This window comes from Klebsiella sp. C360 (assembly GCF_048822415.1).
Taxonomy (GTDB): domain Bacteria; phylum Pseudomonadota; class Gammaproteobacteria; order Enterobacterales; family Enterobacteriaceae; genus Klebsiella; species Klebsiella quasipneumoniae.
In genome coordinates this window covers 89,560-103,281 of record NZ_JBMEZZ010000005.1, presented here as the reverse complement: position 1 = coordinate 103,281, position 13,722 = coordinate 89,560, and the positions used below count along the sequence as shown (strand labels likewise).

The window sequence follows — 13,722 nt, the reverse complement described above, 5'->3', positions numbered from 1 at the left end:
TACCTCTTACTTTTGGTTCATGCTGCCCGAGAGAATACAGAATACCCCCATCAGGTCAGCGTGGCGGATAGTCACTTCCGCCTGTTCATTCACTTTAGGCTTAGCATGATACGCGATGCCAAGCCCGGCAGCCTTAATCATCGGCAGGTCGTTGGCGCCATCGCCGATGGCCACGGTCTGCGCCGTTGGGATCGCATACTTTTCCGCCAGCTTGCGCAGCGTATTGGCTTTGTATTTGGCATCGACGATATCGCCGAGCACGTTGCCGGTGAGCTTGCCGTCGCGGATCTCCAGTTCGTTGGCGAACACCGCGTCGAGATGCAGCTTATCGCGCAGATACTCGGCGAAGAAGGTGAAGCCGCCGGAGGCGATCGCCACCTTCCAGCCCAGCGTTTCCAGCTTGAGCACCAGCTGCGCCAGGCCCGGCATCAGCGGCAGCGCGTCGCGAACCTGCAGCAGAATGCTGGCATCAGCGTCTTTCAGCGTCGCCACGCGCTGGCGCAGGCTGGCGGTGAAGTCCAGCTCCCCGCGCATCGCCCGCTCGGTCACTTCCGACACCAGCTCGCCGGTGCCGGCCAGTTTCGCGATCTCATCGATGCATTCGATCTGGATCGCCGTGGAGTCCATATCCATCACCAGCAGTCCCGGGGTGCGCAGATGAGGGATTTTACCCAATGGCGCGACGTCCAGCCCCGCCTCATGCGCCAGCCGCGTCGCACGGGAGGTCAGCGAACCGGCCAGGCGGATCACCTGGTAATCCTCGACCACCCAGGAGGCGACGATCACTAACGCGGCGCCCAGCTCACGCTGCCAGTCCGTCAGACGGCGTTTATCCAGCCCACGCCCGTACAGCAGCCAGCCGCTGCGCCCGGCGTGATAATCCAGCGGCATGACCTCGTCACCGCTCAGGGAAAGCGGCAACCCAGGCCACAGGGAAACGTCTTCAGGCAGGTCGCACCAGGTCAAACTGTTAGGCATTACGGCTCCACATCTCTTCATTCAGGCGAGGAAAATAACGCATGAGGCTACCTTGTAACCAGCGCTTCTGGCAACATTAAGCTGCAAATTTTCAAAGGTGGAATATGGTTCGCGCAAAACTGAAATTCCGGCTGCATCGTGCGGTCATTGTCCTTATCTGTCTCGCCCTACTCGTCGCGCTGATGCAGGGCGCCTCGTGGTTCAGTCAGAACAGTCAGAAACAACGCAATCCGCAGCTGGAAGAGCTGGCCCGCACGCTGGCGCAGCAGGTGGTGCTGAATCTCGCGCCGCTGATGCGCAGCGAGACGCCGGACGAAAAGCGCATCAATCAGCTGTTGACGCAGCTCACCCACAACAGCCGCGTACTGGACGCCGGGGTATATGACGACCAGGGCGACCTGGTGGCGCGCTCTGGCGAAAGCGTCGAGGTTCGCGACCGGCTGGCGCTGGATGGTAAGAAAGCCGGCGGCTACTTCAACCAGCAGATTGTCGAGCCGGTACCGGGAAAAAACGGTCCGTTGGGCTACCTGCGTCTGACCCTCGATACCCATACGCTGGCGACCGAGGCGAAGCAGGTAGATAATACCACCAATATCTTACGCCTGATGCTGTTGCTGTCCCTGGCCATCGGCGTGGTACTGACCCGCACGCTGCTGCAGGGCAAACGCACCCGCTGGCAGCAATCGCCCTTCCTGCTCACCGCCAACAAGCCGGTTGAGGATGAAGACGATGAAAAGAAAGGAAATCTATAATGTCCACACTGCGCCTCCTGCTTTCTGACTCTTACGATCCGTGGTTCAACCTGGCGGTCGAGGAGTGCATTTTCCGCCAGATGCCCGCCACCCAGCGGGTGCTGTTCCTGTGGCGCAATGCCGATACCGTGGTCATCGGCCGCGCGCAGAACCCGTGGAAGGAGTGTAATACCCGCCGCATGGAGGAAGATCATGTGCGGCTGGCCCGTCGCAGCAGCGGCGGCGGCGCGGTGTTCCACGACCTCGGCAATACCTGCTTTACCTTTATGGCAGGCAAACCGGAGTACGACAAAACCGTCTCCACCGCTATTGTGCTGGCGGCGCTCAATTCACTGGGCGTAACCGCCGACGCCTCCGGGCGCAACGATCTGGTGGTCAAAACCGACAGCGGCGACCGCAAAGTCTCCGGCTCCGCCTATCGTGAAACCATGGACCGCGGTTTTCACCACGGCACCCTGCTGCTCAACGCCGATCTAAGCCGTCTCGCCAACTACCTCAACCCGGACCAGAAAAAGCTGCAGGCTAAAGGCATTACCTCGGTGCGCGGGCGGGTGGCGAACCTGGTTGAGCTGCTGCCGGGCATTACCCATCAGCAAGTTTGCGAGGCGATCCAGGAGGCGTTCTTCAGCCATTACGGCGAACGGGTAGACGCCGAGGTGATCTCCCCGGACAACACGCCGGACCTGCCGAACTTTGCCGACACTTTCGCACGCCAGAGCAGCTGGGAGTGGAACTTCGGCCAGGCGCCTGCCTTTTCCCACCTGCTGGACGAGCGCTTCCCCTGGGGCGGCGTCGAGCTGCATTTTGACGTTGAGAAGGGCCATATCACCCGCGCGCAGGCCTTTACCGATAGCCTGAATCCGGCGCCGCTGGAGGCGCTGGCGGAACGCTTAATCGGCTGTCAGTATCGGGCTGAGGTTTTGCAGCAGCAGTGTGAGGCGCTGATGGAGGACTTCCCGGAGCAGGAAGCGGAACTCAAAGCGCTGTCGGTGTGGATTGCCGGCGCGGTACGCTAAAAAAAGCCCGCTGGCGTAGCGCTTAGCGGGCCTGGAAAACCGCAGGCCGGGTCAGGCGAAGCCGCCGCCCGGCACAACAGCGTTTACTCTTTATCGCCCAGCAGCACGGATTCCAGCGCGATTTTAATCATGTCGTTGAACGTGGTCTGACGCTCCGCGGCAGTGGTCTGCTCGTGGGTACGAATATGGTCAGACACGGTGCAGATGGTCAGCGCTTTCGCCCCGAATTCCGCCGCCACGCCGTAGATACCCGCCGCTTCCATTTCCACGCCCAGGATGCCGTATTTTTCCATCACGTCGAACATGGACGGGTCCGGGGTATAGAACAGGTCTGCAGAGAAGATGTTGCCGACGCGCGCGTCAACGCCCAGCGCTTTCGCCGCGTCTACCGCGTTACGCACCATGCCGAAATCGGCAATCGCCGCGAAGTCGTGGTCTTTAAAACGCAGACGGTTCACTTTGGAGTCGGTGCAGGCGCCCATACCGATCACCACGTCGCGCAGTTTGACGTCTTCGCGCACCGCGCCGCAGGAGCCGACGCGGATGATTTTCTTGACGCCGAAATCGGTGATCAGCTCTTTGGTGTAGATAGAGCAGGACGGAATACCCATCCCGTGGCCCATGACGGAGATTTTGCGGCCTTTATAGGTGCCGGTGAAGCCCAGCATGCCGCGCACGTTGTTCACTTCACGCACGTCTTCGAGAAAGGTTTCTGCAATGTGCTTGGCGCGCAGCGGGTCGCCCGGCATCAAGACTACGTCAGCGAAATCGCCCATTTCTGCGTTAATGTGAGGAGTTGCCATCTTCAGTTCCTTTTACATTGTTGTTTTTGCCGGGCGGCGGCACGCCTGACCCGGCCGACAAAACCGTAGGCCCGGATCGCTGAGCGCCACCGGGCAATTGCATCACAGCATGTTTTTACCGTACGCCATTGGCGAGGTACCAAAGTATGTCGCCAGCGTCTGGCCGATGTCCGCGAAAGTTTCGCGGTGGCCTAACGATCCTGGTTTCACTTTCGGGCCGTACACCAGCACCGGAATATGCTCGCGGGTGTGGTCGGTACCGGTCCAGGCCGGGTCGCAGCCGTGGTCGGCGGTGAGGATCAGGATGTCGTCTTCCCCTACCAGCTCCATCAGCTCCGGCAGACGGCGGTCGAACAGTTCCAGACCCGCCGCGTAGCCGGCGACATCGCGACGGTGACCCCAGGAGGAGTCAAAGTCGACGAAGTTGGTGAAGACGATAGTCTCGTCGCCGGCTTCCTTCATCTCTTTGATGGTCGCGTCAAACAGCGCGTCCAGCCCGGTGGCTTTCACTTTTTTGGTGATGCCGCAGTTTGCGTAGATGTCCGCTATCTTACCGACAGACACCACGTGGCCGTTCTTCTCGTCAACCAGCTTCTGCAGCACGGTCGGCGCCGGCGGTTCGACCGCCAGATCGTGACGGTTGCCGGTACGCTGGAAGTTACCGGCTTTATCGCCGATAAACGGACGAGCGATGACGCGGCCAATGTTGTAGCCGCCTTCGGTCAGCTCTTCACGGGCGATTTCGCACAGCTCATACAGCTTGTCGAGGCCAAAGGTCTCTTCGTGACAGGCGATCTGGAACACGGAGTCAGCGGAGGTATAGAAAATCGGTTTCCCGGTTTTCATATGCTCTTCGCCGAGCTGATCGAGGATCACCGTCCCGGAAGAGTGGCAGTTGCCGAGGTAGCCCGGCAGGTTGGCGCGTTTCACCAGCTTATCCAGCAGCTCCTGCGGGAAGCTGTTTTCATGATCGCTGAAGTAGCCCCAGTCAAACAGCACCGGCACGCCGGCGATTTCCCAGTGGCCGGACGGCGTATCTTTACCAGAAGAGAGTTCATGCGCCCAGGCCCAGGCGCCAATCACTTCAGCATTGCCATCCATTCCGGCGGCAATTTTACCGGTAGAGCCTTCATGCGCTTTCACCAGCCCCAGACGGGTCAGGTTCGGTAAATTCAGCGGGCCTTTGCGGCCGTGGTCAGCCTCGCCTTTGGCGCAGGCTTCCGCAATGTGGCCCAGGGTATCGGCGCCGACGTCGCCAAAGCGGTCTGCGTCTTCCGTTGCGCCAATCCCAAAGGAGTCCAGCACCATGATAAATGCACGTTTCATCTTGTTCTCCATACATCTTGCGCTGCAAAAAAGCGATCAGATCAGTATATCGCTATTCGGTGATACGGCGATAGACTGTCGGTGTAATTTCCGGAGCTTTATCGTCCAGTTTAATGGCCGCTTTGACCGCTTTCGCGGCCTCCTGCCAGCTGTTCTCGTCTTTGGCATGGATCACCGCCAGCGGACGCTGTCCGTCCACGCGGTCACCCAGACGCGCCATCTCGGTAAAGCCAACGCTATAGTCAATGGTGTCTGATGCCTGACGGCGGCCGCCGCCCATAGAAACCACTGCCATACCCAGCGCGCGTGTATCCATCGCGCTGACAAAACCTTCGGTATCAGCATAGACTGCTTTGCTCAGCATCGCCGTCGGCAGATAATGATCATAATTCTCGACAAAGTCGCTCGGTCCTTTCTGCGCCGCGACCATACGGCCAAAGACTTCCGCCGCTTTACCGTTATCCAGTACCGCCTGCAGCTTCGCGCGCGCGTCGGCATCGTCCGCCGCCAGCTTGCCGGAAATCAGCATCTCCACACACAGCGCCATCGTCACGTCGAACAGACGCGGGTTGCGGTATTCGCCGGTCAGGAACTGGACCGCTTCGCGAACTTCAACGGCGTTCCCGGCGCTGGAGGCCAGCACCTGGTTCATATCGGTCAGCAGCGCGGTGGTGCGCACGCCGGCGCCGTTGGCGACCCCGACGATCGCTTCCGCCAGCGCGGCGGAAAGTTCATAAGTCGGCATAAACGCGCCGCTGCCGACTTTGACGTCCATCACCAGCGCATCCAGCCCTTCCGCCAGCTTCTTGGCAAGGATCGAGGCGGTGATCAGCGGAATGGAGTCCACCGTCGCGGTAATATCGCGGGTGGCATAGAAACGTTTGTCCGCCGGAGCGAGGGAGCTGGTCTGCCCGATAATCGCCACGCCGACATCTTTAATAATCTCGCGGAAGCGGTTGTCGTCCGGGAAGATATCGAAGCCCGGGATCGCTTCCAGTTTATCCAGGGTACCGCCGGTATGGCCGAGTCCGCGGCCGGAAATCATCGGCACATAACCGCCGCAGGCGGCCACCATCGGCCCCAGCATCAGCGAAGTGACATCCCCGACGCCGCCGGTGGAGTGTTTATCGACGATCGGGCCGTTAAGGTTGAGGCTTTTCCAGTCCAGAACGGTACCGGAATCCCGCATCGCCATGGTCAGCGAAACGCGCTCCGGCATAGACATATCGTGGAAGAAGATGGTCATCGCCAGCGCGGCGATCTGCCCTTCTGAGATAGTATTGTCGCGGATGCCGTTGATGAAAAAGCGGATCTCTTCATCGCTTAATGCCTGACCATCACGTTTTTTACGAATAATTTCTTGTGCGAGAAACACGGTAACCCCCATGAGGAATCGGGTGAATGGTGGCGGGTGGCGCTACGCTTACCCGCCCTACGATCCTGTAGGCCGGATAAGCGAAGCGTCATCCGGCAATGTCTGACAATCAGTAGCTGCTGGCGCTCTTGCCGTCGCCGTGACCCAGGGCTTTCAACAGGCTGGCCAGCAGGCTGGAGGCACCAAAGCGGTAGTGACGGGCATCGGCCCAGTCGGCGCCAAACAGCTCATCGGCGATCGCCAGGAACTGCTGCGCATCTTCCGCGCTGCGCACGCCGCCCGCCGGTTTGAAGCCAACGGTTTTCTCAACGCCCATATCGCGGATGACTTCCATCATGATGCGCGCGCTTTCCGGCGTAGCATTCACCGGCACTTTACCGGTCGAGGTTTTGATGAAATCGGCCCCGGCTTTGATAGAGATTTCAGACGCTTTACGGATCAGCGCTTCTTCTTTCAGCTCACCGGTTTCGATGATCACTTTCAGCAGCACGTTGGCCGCCGCGCAGGCCTCTTTACAGGCTTTCACCAGCTCGAAGCCGACCTGTTCGTTACCGGCAATCAGCGCGCGGTACGGGAACACCACGTCCACTTCATCGGCGCCGTAAGCGATCGCCGCGCGGGTTTCCGCCAGCGCAATGTCGATATCGTCATTACCGTGCGGGAAGTTGGTGACCGTAGCGATGCGGATCTCCGGCGTTCCCTGCTCGTTCAGCGTTTTACGGGCAATCGGGATGAAGCGCGGATAGATGCAGACCGCCGCGGTGTTACCCACCGGGGTTTTCGCCTGATGACACAGGGCAATCACCTTCTCATTGGTGTCGTCGTCGTTCAGGGTGGTCAGGTCCATCAGTTTTAACGCGCGCAGGCTGCTTGCTTTTAAATCAGTCATTTCATACTCCGCCGGCGCAGTGCCGGTTCAATAGTTTGTTCACCTTGCGAGTCTGTTACTATTGTAACATTCACTCGCCGCTACACTTCGACATTCATCACAGTTAATGAAAACTACTTACTAATTTGCATTACTGTAATGTGACTTTAATCACAAAATATCAGCGCATACCGCGGCAATTATCCTCACGCCCCTCTTAAGCATAATCGAAACTCCGCACCCAATGAGAATGTGATAATTCTAACACATAATGACAGAGACTCTCGACACCGTGGCGCACATTTTGCCCACCCAGCCGGTGATGAAATTATTATGTTTTGAAATATAAGCTATTTTTCCAAAAGACAGAAATGATGGGATTTTCACAAATTCAATAAAACCAGCGACGCGACGGCCGCTGGTTGAGGGAACAGGCTTAGAGGGCGAGGAAAACCCCGGCGATGGTGGCGCTCATCAGGTTAGACAGCGTCCCCGCCGCCACCGCACGCAGCCCAAGCTGGGCGATATCCTGACGCCGGTTGGGCGCCATCCCCCCGAGGCCGCCAATCAGGATGGCGATCGATGACAGGTTAGCGAATCCGCACAGCGCGAAAGAGATAATGGCTTTAGTGTGATCTGAAATAACCTGCAGCCCGGCCGCCGCCACCTCGGCGTCCGCCTTCAGATACTCGCCAAAGTTCATATAGGCCACGAACTCGTTAATGATCAGCTTCTGGCCGATAAACGACCCCGCGACCGTCGCTTCGTGCCACGGCACGCCGATCACCCACGCCAGCGGTGAGAAGACCCAGCCGAGGATCATCTGCAGCGACAGCTCCGGATGGTTAAACCAGCCGCCGACGCCGGACAGAATGCCGTTCAGCAGGGCGATCAGCGCGATAAACGCCAGCAGCATCGCGCCGACATTGAGCGCCAGCTGCATACCAGACGCGGCGCCGGAGGCGGCGGCGTCCAGCACGTTGGCCGGTTTATCCGCGTCAGCGCTCTGGCGGTCATGAGCCGGGTTATCGTCCGGCGTTTCCGTTTCCGGTACGATAATTTTGGCAAACAGCAATCCACCCGGCGCCGCCATAAACGACGCGGCAATCAGGTACTCCAGCGGAACGCCCATCTGCGCATAGCCCGCCAGCACGGAACCTGCCACCGAGGCCAGGCCGCCGCACATGACCGCAAACAGCTCCGAGCGGGTCATAGTGGCGATATAAGGACGCACCACCAGCGGCGCTTCGGTCTGACCAACGAAGATGTTCGCCGTGGCCGACAGCGATTCGGTACGCGAGGTCTTCAGTACCGCCCGCAGCGCGCCGCCGAGAATGCGAATGACCAGCTGCATAATGCCCAGGTAATAAAGCACGGCAATCAGCGACGAGAAGAAGACGATCACCGGCAGCACGCGCAGGGCAAAGACAAAGCCGCCGCCGCCAAACACCTCGAACATTTTATCGGAGACCAGCCCGCCGAAGATGAAACCGATCCCTTCATTGCCATAGGCAATTACGCGGGCGACGCCGTTCGACATCGCTAACAGCGCCGAGCGCCCGGCCGGTACATACAATATCAACGCGCCGATACCCACCTGGATTATCCAGGCGCCGAGCACAGTACGCAGGTTAATGGCTTTTCGATTATTGGAGAGCAGCACAGCAATGGCCAACAGCGCCACCATGCCGATAAGTCCCATGAGGATTTGCATACAGATTCCCTGTGTTTTGATAGTCCAGCACTAACGGCGTGATTATATCGGCATGAAACTATCCTGCCTGCCAGGCTTCACACATTTTACGCAAATCAATGATATGGATGAACAATTATGAGAATTCGATCACCATACAGTGGCTGAGGGCAGGGAAAACAAGGCGAGCGTGTTGCGCATTATCCCTTCGGCTATGGCTGCCGGCGGCTCCGACCGCAGTTCGCACAGGGCGTCAAATACCCGCGCAGCTTGCTCCGGGCGATTGGGCTGTCCCTGGAAGCCATTGAGCGGCATATCCGGGGCATCGGTCTCCAGCAGCAGGGCTGAAAGCGGCAGACGCGCCATCACCTCGCGGGTTTTACTGGCGCGGGGATAGGTAATGGTGCCGCCAACGCCGATCTTATAGCCAAGCTGTACGAAACGCTCGGCCTGCTGCAGGCTGCCGGCGAAGCCATGTACCACCCCGGTACGCGGCAGGGCATGTTTTTTCAGCAGCATCGCCAGCTTATCGTGGGTGCGTCGGGAATGGAGGATCACCGGCAGATCGTAACGCTTCGCCAGACGCAGCTGCGCTTCCAGCAGCGCCTGCTGACGATCGAACTGCGGCTCGTCGCGATAGAGATCGAGACCAATCTCCCCCACCGCCACCAGTTTTGGCGGGCGCTGCGCCAGCGACGCCTCCAGTTGCGCCAGCCCCTCATCGGTGTGCTGCTCGATGACAATCGGATGCAGGCCCAGCGCGGCATACAGCGCCTCGTGCTGCGCCGCCAGCGCCAGCACGCGGCTAAAACGCTCAGCGGAGATGGCCGGAACGATAATTCGCCCGACGCCGGCCTGCGCCGCACGCGCCAGGCTGGCGACCTCATCTTCCGCGAAGGGGGGAAAATCGAAGTGGCAGTGGGTATCGATAAAACGGTGCGTCACGCCAGATCCTCATGATTAAAGCTTGCGTCATTGGCCTGCGGCGCAGCGATGATGGTCGCCTGCGGCGCTTCATTGGCCACCGGCACCGGCGGCACCACCACCGGCGCAGGCCGGGCGATACGCGGCGCGTGGCGCAACAGCGGCGGCCGGTCGGCCAGCAGTTTACCCACGGTGGCCAGGAAATAACGGCCGCACTGGCGTCCGGTTTTGTAGTCCTCCAGCAGCGCCGGCAGTCGGCTGCCAAGCGCCATGCTGCGCAGCGGCCGCTGGGGATAGATTTCGAAGATCCGCAGTTTGCCGGGCGGTTTTTCGATGAACTGCTGGATGGCGCGATAGGTGGTTTCGTGATGATGCACCAGATTGACCAGCGGCTGCAGGCTGCTCTCCCCCAGCCAGCGCTCCATCCGCTTAAACCACTCCGGGGTGTAAAACATCTGCGAAGGGACAGTGCGGATCACCACGATGGTCTGAGCGCCGCGGCGGGCCGCCTCCTGTACCGGGATCGCATCGCTGACGCCGCCGTCAAGGTAGCTAACGCCGTCAAGTAACACGCCGCTGCGGTAAAACCCGGGGATGGCGCTGGAGGCGCGGATCAGATCCAGCCAGGTTTGCGGCGTCGGTGAAAAATAGCTGGCGGAGTAATCGTCGCCGCGACAGGCGCACATCCACAGCTCTTTGCCCAGCGCGAACTGCGTTTCGGCATAGTTCATGGCCAGCGGCATCTGCTGCGAGGTGGCCTCCACCAGCCAGTCGAGATCGATAAGGTTGCCGCCGCGCACAAAGCGCATCGGATCGAAAAACTGGCGTGAGGTGGTGTAGCGTGTGATGACTTTGCGGGCATAGCCTTGCTGATTACACATGTAAGCGGAGAGGTTTTGCGCCCCCGCGGAGGTCCCCAGCATCAGGTCAAAGGGGTTAAATCCGGCGCGCATGAATTCGTCCAGAACCCCGGCGGTGAAAATCCCTCGCTGTCCCCCGCCTTCACACACCAGCGCCAGCTTGCCTGGTCGGAAGGGTTTAACCGCCAGCGGGGCGATATTGCCCAGCGTAACGGGAATGCGTTGCCCCACCCTGCTTTCCTGTTCGATTAGTCTTCTCCTGACAAGGTAACGCAATTTGCCCATCGCTTAAACCGCGAAAGCCAGTCCGCAGGACTGGCTTTGTGTAAGACGACGTGTCAGTAAAAACGCTCAGGCTTCAGCATCGCCCGGATTGTTGTCCCTCTACGGACGTCTGCGTCCTGTAAACAGGCTCACCAGGAACAGGATAATCCCGACGACAAAGACGATTTTCGCGGCGCCAGCGGCAGTACCCGCCAGACCACCAAAGCCCAGGGCCGCAGCAATTAATGCAATGACCAGAAAAATAATTCCCCATCGAAACATACTTTTCTCCTTACCATAATGGACGGTGAACAGCGGTTTGCGCACCCTTTCTGGAAAGCTCATCGCTCAGTGGGTGCTGCTATTCGTTCGGCAACCTTGGCCAGACAACACTTTTGTTAATAACTCGATTTACTTCACGCTAAGATCATTGCGGACGCTTTTCACACCGGAAACCGCTTTCGCAATCTCTGCGGCGCGTTCAGCCTGCGCCGCGGAAGCCACCGTGCCGGTCAGATGCACTGCGCCGGCGTTAGTTTCGACTTTCACATTGCGCGAAGGGACAATGTCATCCGCCAGCAGCTTAGCCTTCACTTCGCTGGTAATAGCGGTGTCCCCGGCATAGCCTTTCAGCGTCGCCGTCTCACTCGACGATTTGTGCTTCACCGTCAGCTTGTCGTTGACCTGAGAGACGCCTTCGACCGCTTTTGCCACGCTCAGCGCCTGACTTTTCTGTTCAGCACTGGTGACGTCGCCGCTGAGGGTGACCACTTTGTTTTCCGTTTTCACCGAAATATCGCCGGAGTTAATATCTTTATGGTCGATCAGCGCCGCCTTTACCCGTGCGGTAATGGTGCTGTCGTCCATAAAATCGCCGACTTTATTAATCGAATTGTCTACCGCCTCTCCCGCATTGCTGGCAGCAGACTTCGCACTGTCTACCGTTGTTTTTTCCGTCTCTGCCGAGGCGTTCAACGCGGCTAAGCCTAAGAAGAGCGCCAGCAACATATTGGCATTCTTTAGTCTGGTCATCGTGATGTCCTCGTTTTTTCACCAGCGCTGGCGTCTTATCGCAGTGAATTACGCCAGCATTTTTAAAAACACGAATTAAATATAGTAGACAGGCGAAGGGGTTGCGGAGGATATGGATAAAAAACAGACGAATTAGCGGCGTTTTAAGAACTTTCCAGAAGGAGGGAAGCGCGGGCGGAAGAAGAAAAAAGCGCGGCCTGCGCCGCGCTTCGTCAGGGATTAGTGCTCGCGCGTTTTGCGGAACACCACGTCAGGATAACGCTCCTGCGTCAGGTTCAGGTTGACCATCGTCGGGGCGATGTAGGTCAGGTTATCGCCGCCATCCAGCGCCAGCTGAACTTCGTTTTTACGTTTGAACTCTTCGAATTTCTTCACGTCAGTGGATTCAACCCAGCGCGCGGTGGCCACGTTGACCGATTCGTAAATCGCTTCCACGTTGTATTCGCTTTTCAGGCGCGCCACGACGACGTCAAACTGCAGCACACCCACGGCGCCGACGATCAGATCGTTATTGGCGATCGGACGGAAGACCTGCACCGCGCCCTCTTCAGAGAGCTGAACCAGCCCTTTCAGCAGCTGTTTCTGCTTCAGCGGATCCTTCAGGCGAATACGACGGAACAGTTCCGGTGCGAAGTTCGGAATACCGGTGAACTTCATCATCTCGCCCTGGGTGAAGGTATCGCCAATCTGAATGGTGCCGTGGTTATGCAGGCCGATGATATCCCCAGGATAGGCTTCTTCAACGTGCGAACGGTCGCCGGCCATAAAGGTCAGCGCGTCGGAGATCACCACGTCTTTACCGATGCGCACCTGACGCAGCTTCATGCCTTTCTCATATTTACCTGACACCACGCGCATGAAAGCCACGCGGTCGCGGTGTTTCGGGTCCATATTGGCCTGAATTTTAAACACGAAGCCGGTGAACTTCTCTTCCGTCGCGGTGACTTCACGGGTGTCGGTGTTACGCGGCATCGGCGCCGGCGCCCACTCCACCAGGCCATCCAGCATATGGTCAACGCCGAAGTTACCTAACGCGGTCCCGAAGAACACCGGGGTGATTTCCCCGGCCAGGAACAGATCTTTATCGAACTCGTTCGACGCGCCCTGCACCAGCTCCAGCTCGTCGCGCAGCTGCTGCGCCAGATCTTCCCCCACCGCCGCGTCGAGATCCGGGTTGTTGAGCCCCTTCACGATGCGCACTTCCTGGATGGTATGGCCTTTACCGGTCTGATACAGGTAGGTTTCATCTTTGTAGAGATGATAGACGCCCTTGAACAGCTTACCGCAGCCGATAGGCCAGGTAATCGGCGCGCAGCCGATTTTCAGCTCGTTCTCCACTTCATCCAGCAGCTCCATCGGATCGCGGATATCACGGTCGAGTTTGTTCATAAAGGTGAGGATCGGCGTATCGCGCAGGCGGGTGACTTCCATCAGCTTACGGGTCCGATCTTCGACGCCTTTTGCCGCGTCAATCACCATCAGGCAGCAGTCGACCGCCGTCAGGGTACGGTAGGTATCTTCCGAGAAGTCTTCGTGCCCCGGGGTATCCAGCAGGTTCACCAGACAGTCATGATAGGGAAACTGCATCACCGAGGTGGTGATCGAGATACCACGCTGCTTTTCCATTTCCATCCAGTCGGATTTCGCGTGCTGGCTGGAGCCACGACCTTTTACGGTACCGGCGGTCTGAATCGCCTGTCCGAACAGCAGCACCTTTTCGGTGATGGTGGTCTTACCGGCATCCGGGTGAGAAATAATGGCAAAAGTGCGGCGTTTGGCCACCTCTTGCAGATAAGGAGACAACGTCATAATTAATCTTCTAAGTAAACGC

Annotated in this window: 13 protein-coding genes; 2 read left to right on the top strand and 11 right to left on the bottom strand. The window is 58.6% G+C overall.

Features of this window, described 5'->3' with window-relative positions; all coding sequences use genetic code 11:
• Nucleotides 1-6: 6 nt before the first annotated feature.
• A complete protein-coding gene (gene serB / locus ACOI7D_RS15465; RefSeq protein WP_109546671.1) occupies nt 7-978 on the bottom strand; it encodes a phosphoserine phosphatase in 972 nt (323 codons plus the stop codon).
• Nucleotides 979-1,082: 104 nt separating this feature from the next.
• Between serB and ACOI7D_RS15460 the strand changes: the two genes are divergently transcribed.
• A complete protein-coding gene (locus ACOI7D_RS15460; protein ID WP_023291897.1) occupies nt 1,083-1,730 on the top strand; it encodes a YtjB family periplasmic protein in 648 nt (215 codons plus the stop codon).
• On the top strand, nt 1,730-2,746 hold the full coding sequence (gene lplA / locus ACOI7D_RS15455; protein WP_032452385.1) for a lipoate--protein ligase LplA: 1,017 nt from the start codon (nt 1,730-1,732) through the stop codon (nt 2,744-2,746). The genes ACOI7D_RS15460 and lplA overlap by 1 nt, the downstream gene beginning before the upstream one ends.
• An 83-nt stretch (nt 2,747-2,829) precedes the next feature.
• On the opposite strand, the gene deoD is transcribed toward lplA, so the two are convergent.
• The 10 genes from deoD to prfC all read right to left on the bottom strand — a co-directional run bounded on the left by deoD (nt 2,830) and on the right by prfC (nt 13,700).
• A complete protein-coding gene (gene deoD, locus ACOI7D_RS15450) occupies nt 2,830-3,549 on the bottom strand; it encodes a purine-nucleoside phosphorylase (RefSeq protein ID WP_002887789.1) in 720 nt (239 codons plus the stop codon).
• Between the two features lie 102 nt (nt 3,550-3,651).
• A complete protein-coding gene (gene deoB, locus ACOI7D_RS15445) occupies nt 3,652-4,875 on the bottom strand; it encodes a phosphopentomutase (protein WP_109546672.1) in 1,224 nt (407 codons plus the stop codon).
• A gap of 52 nt (nt 4,876-4,927) precedes the next feature.
• Nucleotides 4,928-6,250: a thymidine phosphorylase gene (gene deoA / locus ACOI7D_RS15440; protein WP_032429093.1), complete on the bottom strand. Its 1,323-nt coding sequence runs from the start codon at nt 6,248-6,250 to the stop codon at nt 4,928-4,930.
• 109 nt (nt 6,251-6,359) lie between these two features.
• Nucleotides 6,360-7,139 carry a deoxyribose-phosphate aldolase gene (gene deoC / locus ACOI7D_RS15435; RefSeq protein WP_032452384.1) on the bottom strand — a complete coding sequence of 260 codons (780 nt, stop codon included), beginning with the start codon at nt 7,137-7,139 and terminating at the stop codon, nt 6,360-6,362.
• Between the two features lie 415 nt (nt 7,140-7,554).
• Nucleotides 7,555-8,832 (bottom strand): NupC/NupG family nucleoside CNT transporter, encoded by a 1,278-nt coding sequence (locus ACOI7D_RS15430; RefSeq protein WP_023291892.1) that lies wholly within the window; start codon nt 8,830-8,832, stop codon nt 7,555-7,557.
• A 129-nt stretch (nt 8,833-8,961) separates the two neighbouring features.
• The gene (locus ACOI7D_RS15425; protein WP_032452382.1) at nt 8,962-9,756 is read right to left on the bottom strand and encodes a metal-dependent hydrolase; all 795 of its coding nucleotides are present in this window, start codon (nt 9,754-9,756) and stop codon (nt 8,962-8,964) included.
• Nucleotides 9,753-10,826 (bottom strand): patatin-like phospholipase family protein, encoded by a 1,074-nt coding sequence (locus tag ACOI7D_RS15420; RefSeq protein ID WP_023291890.1) that lies wholly within the window; start codon nt 10,824-10,826, stop codon nt 9,753-9,755. The genes ACOI7D_RS15425 and ACOI7D_RS15420 overlap by 4 nt, the downstream gene beginning before the upstream one ends.
• Nucleotides 10,827-10,979: 153 nt before the next feature.
• The gene (locus ACOI7D_RS15415) at nt 10,980-11,141 is read right to left on the bottom strand and encodes a DUF1328 domain-containing protein (RefSeq protein WP_002887716.1); all 162 of its coding nucleotides are present in this window, start codon (nt 11,139-11,141) and stop codon (nt 10,980-10,982) included.
• A 129-nt stretch (nt 11,142-11,270) separates the two neighbouring features.
• Nucleotides 11,271-11,891, bottom strand: coding sequence for a molecular chaperone OsmY (gene osmY / locus ACOI7D_RS15410; protein ID WP_032454796.1), 621 nt, complete (start codon nt 11,889-11,891; stop codon nt 11,271-11,273).
• Between the two features lie 219 nt (nt 11,892-12,110).
• Entirely contained in the window at nt 12,111-13,700 is a 1,590-nt protein-coding gene (gene prfC / locus ACOI7D_RS15405; RefSeq protein ID WP_002887711.1) for a peptide chain release factor 3, read from the bottom strand.
• Nucleotides 13,701-13,722 lie beyond the last annotated feature (22 nt).

What these genes read in the sequence shown, in the direction of transcription:
- deoB (WP_109546672.1), bottom strand. Translation starts at nt 4,875, where the DNA reads ATGAAACGTGCATTTATCATGGTGCTGGACTCCTTTGGGATTGGCGCA.
- osmY (WP_032454796.1), bottom strand. Translation starts at nt 11,891, where the DNA reads ATGACCAGACTAAAGAATGCCAATATGTTGCTGGCGCTCTTCTTAGGC.
- ACOI7D_RS15430 (WP_023291892.1), bottom strand. Translation starts at nt 8,832, where the DNA reads ATGCAAATCCTCATGGGACTTATCGGCATGGTGGCGCTGTTGGCCATT.
- serB (WP_109546671.1), bottom strand. Translation starts at nt 978, where the DNA reads ATGCCTAACAGTTTGACCTGGTGCGACCTGCCTGAAGACGTTTCCCTG.
- deoC (WP_032452384.1), bottom strand. Translation starts at nt 7,139, where the DNA reads ATGACTGATTTAAAAGCAAGCAGCCTGCGCGCGTTAAAACTGATGGAC.
- ACOI7D_RS15415 (WP_002887716.1), bottom strand. Translation starts at nt 11,141, where the DNA reads ATGTTTCGATGGGGAATTATTTTTCTGGTCATTGCATTAATTGCTGCG.
- deoD (WP_002887789.1), bottom strand. Translation starts at nt 3,549, where the DNA reads ATGGCAACTCCTCACATTAACGCAGAAATGGGCGATTTCGCTGACGTA.
- lplA (WP_032452385.1), top strand. Translation starts at nt 1,730, where the DNA reads ATGTCCACACTGCGCCTCCTGCTTTCTGACTCTTACGATCCGTGGTTC.
- ACOI7D_RS15460 (WP_023291897.1), top strand. Translation starts at nt 1,083, where the DNA reads ATGGTTCGCGCAAAACTGAAATTCCGGCTGCATCGTGCGGTCATTGTC.
- prfC (WP_002887711.1), bottom strand. Translation starts at nt 13,700, where the DNA reads ATGACGTTGTCTCCTTATCTGCAAGAGGTGGCCAAACGCCGCACTTTT.